At 75.8% G+C, this 2,384-nt stretch carries 3 protein-coding genes; 1 reads left to right on the top strand and 2 read right to left on the bottom strand.

Features of this window, described 5'->3' with window-relative positions; all coding sequences use genetic code 11:
• Positions 1-727, bottom strand: a 727-nt coding sequence (locus NOD94_RS40810) for an FUSC family membrane protein (protein WP_281211300.1), incomplete at its 3' end; no start/stop codon positions are given.
• Between the two features lie 145 nt (positions 728-872).
• On the opposite strand from NOD94_RS40810, the gene tatA reads away from it, so the two are divergent.
• Positions 873-1,055 (top strand): Sec-independent protein translocase subunit TatA, encoded by a 183-nt coding sequence (tatA, locus tag NOD94_RS40805; protein ID WP_281211299.1) that lies wholly within the window; start codon positions 873-875, stop codon positions 1,053-1,055.
• Positions 1,056-1,066: 11 nt separating this feature from the next.
• On the opposite strand, the gene NOD94_RS40800 is transcribed toward tatA, so the two are convergent.
• Positions 1,067-2,311, bottom strand: coding sequence for a DUF2786 domain-containing protein (locus NOD94_RS40800; RefSeq protein ID WP_281211298.1), 1,245 nt, complete (start codon positions 2,309-2,311; stop codon positions 1,067-1,069).
• Between the last annotated feature and the right edge of the window lie 73 nt (positions 2,312-2,384).

The raw sequence follows: 2,384 nt of genomic DNA, 5'->3' as shown, positions 1-2,384 counted from the left end.
AGGCCAGCACGGGGCGGATCCGCTCCGCGAGCCCGCGCGCCCCGTGCAGTTCGGCGGGGCGCCGGCGGGCCTGGCGGACGGTGACGGTGGCCGCGGCCCGCGCCTTCATCAGGGGCTGCGGGTCGAAGGGGGCGACGGGGTCGTGGCGCAGTCGGCGGGCGTAGTCGGCCTCGGCGGCGAGCGCGTCGGCCAGCGCGTCGCGGTGGGCGCCCCAGCGGCGGACCGGGAAGAGCACGATCAGCAGCGCCTGCACCACGCCGCCCGCCGCGATCATCGCGGCGTGCCCCGCCGCCTGGGGGACGGAGGTCGGCAGGGTGACGGTGACCAGCATGATCGCGACGTTGCCGGAGGCGATGATCCCGGCGGTGGGCCCGGCGGCCCACAACAGGCCCGCGGCGAAGGCCCAGAGCGCTAGCAGCAGGAGGAACAGGCCGGTCTGCGAGGCGCCGACCAGGTAGCCGACGAACGTGGAGACGGCCAGGGTCAGTCCGGAGGCGAGGGCGAGGGCCGGGCGCGGGCGCCAGCTCTGCTGGAAGGTGGCGATGGCGGCCATGAAGGCGCCGAAGGCGGAACTCGCGGCGGCGGCGGGCCCGAGGAGGGCGAGGCCCGCGCCGATGACGATCGCGAGCCCCACGGCGGCCCGCAGGGCGATGAGGGGCTCCAGCGGGGTCCGGGTGACCGTCATGCCCGAGCGTGCGGTGTCCTTCAGGGCCCGGAGCCAGCTCATGGCACCGAGACTAACCTCGATCGAACCCCGATCGACGTTTCGCCGTTTTTCAGGACTTCTTAAGATTTGTCACGGGCGGGGCGGGCCGGTTCCATGGGGCCGATGTCCGGAAGGACTTCCGGATCGTCCGAAAGGTGGAACGCCCATGCTCCGCAACGCCGTCGAGCCCTGGCACCTCATCGTCGTCCTGGTCGTGTGCCTGCTGGTGTTCGGCTCCAAGAAGCTCCCCGACATGGCCCGGTCGCTGGGCCGGTCGGCGCGCATCCTGAAGGCGGAGACGCGTGAGCTGCGGTCGCGGGACACCCCCGGCACCGGCGGGGGCGGGTGACCGGGGGTTCGTCAGCGCTTCGGCAGCGGGCGCCTGCGGCCGCCCACGTGCGCGGCGTCGGCGGCGGCCGTGCCGTCCTCCCAGCCCGCGTGGTCGGTGGCGCCGCGCAGCCGGGTCGTCGTGGTGCGGGGGAACATCTCGTCGGCCCGTGAGGTGACGGCGACGTCGCGGGCCACCAGCGCGGGCAGGTGGGCCGGTGCCCCGCCGGCCGCGCGTTCGCCGGCCGCGTGCTCGGCGGTCGCGTGCTCGGCGGTCTCGGCGAGCCGGCGGCCGAGGCGGCTCGCGTAGGCGAGCAGGAACGACTGCCGGAAGGTCTTGGTCCGCTTGCGGCCGCCGGCGCGCTGCGCGGCCTCGGCCCGGGTCATCGCCGCCGTGCCCTGCACCAACAGGGAGGTGTAAAGGAGTTCCACGGCCTCCAGGTCGCTCTCGAAGCCGACCACCGTGGAGAACTCGAAGCCGCTGTTCCACACCGCCCGGCAGCGGTTGGCGCCGGCCACCGCGTCGAGGAGCACCGCCTTGGCCTCTTCGTACGGCGGCTCGACCCCGATCCGGCAGGCCCCCGGGACCTGCGCCGGGGCGCCGCCGCGCACGGCCAGCAGCGCCTCGTCCACCGTGTGGCGGGCCATCAGTTCCTGGGCCTTGGCGCTGAGCGCCTCCGCCTCCTCGGGGAAGGTCGTCGCCTCGGCCTTCGCGAGCAGGGCCCGGATCCGGCCCAGCATGCGCGGCTCGATGTGCGCGTGCTCCGCGAGCGCGTCCACCGGATCGCCCGGCAGCGGGCCCACCGGTTCGATCGAGGGCAGCCGGATCAGCAGCCGGAAGACCTCCAGGACGGCCGTGGCCAGCGTGAACCGGTCCGCCTTCGCGCGCCGCGCGAGCTGCTCGGCGTACCCGGCGTCACCGTCGCGGTCGCCCTCCGGGCCGGTGCCGGGCCGCGCCCACCACACCTCGGCGTCGGTCCAGCGCTCCGGGAGGCGCGCGTAGCGGCGCGCCTCGGCGGCGATCATGTCGGCGGTGATCCCCAGGTGGAGGTCCTCCAGGTCGCGCCGCACCAGCCGCAGCACGTCCGCCGGCCGCCAGCCCCGCTCCCAGGCCTGTCGTACGTACGCCTCCCCGCGCGCCAGCAGCTCCTGCCCGGTCCCGCCCCAGCCGCCGGGGGCGGCGGCGAGCAGCGAGGCCCCCGTGTCCAGGCCCGCGTCGTCCTGGGCGTAGAGGGCGGCGGCAAAGGCACGGTCGACGGTCTCGGCGAACTCACTCACCCCCTCAGCTTGGCATGTCCCGCACGCCCCCCCGCGCCCGGCCGGGTGCGGGGGGGGGGGGGGGGGGGGGTGT

The sequence above is a fragment of the Streptomyces sp. Isolate_45 genome (genome assembly GCF_024721315.2).
Lineage (GTDB): Bacteria > Actinomycetota > Actinomycetes > Streptomycetales > Streptomycetaceae > Streptomyces.
The sequence above is the reverse complement of the archived record's forward strand: the minus strand, read 5'-3'. Positions and strand labels throughout refer to the sequence as shown.

Excerpts from the sequence above, each read along its gene's own strand:
- tatA (WP_281211299.1), top strand. The coding sequence starts at position 873 with ATGCTCCGCAACGCCGTCGAGCCCTGGCACCTCATCGTCGTCCTGGTC.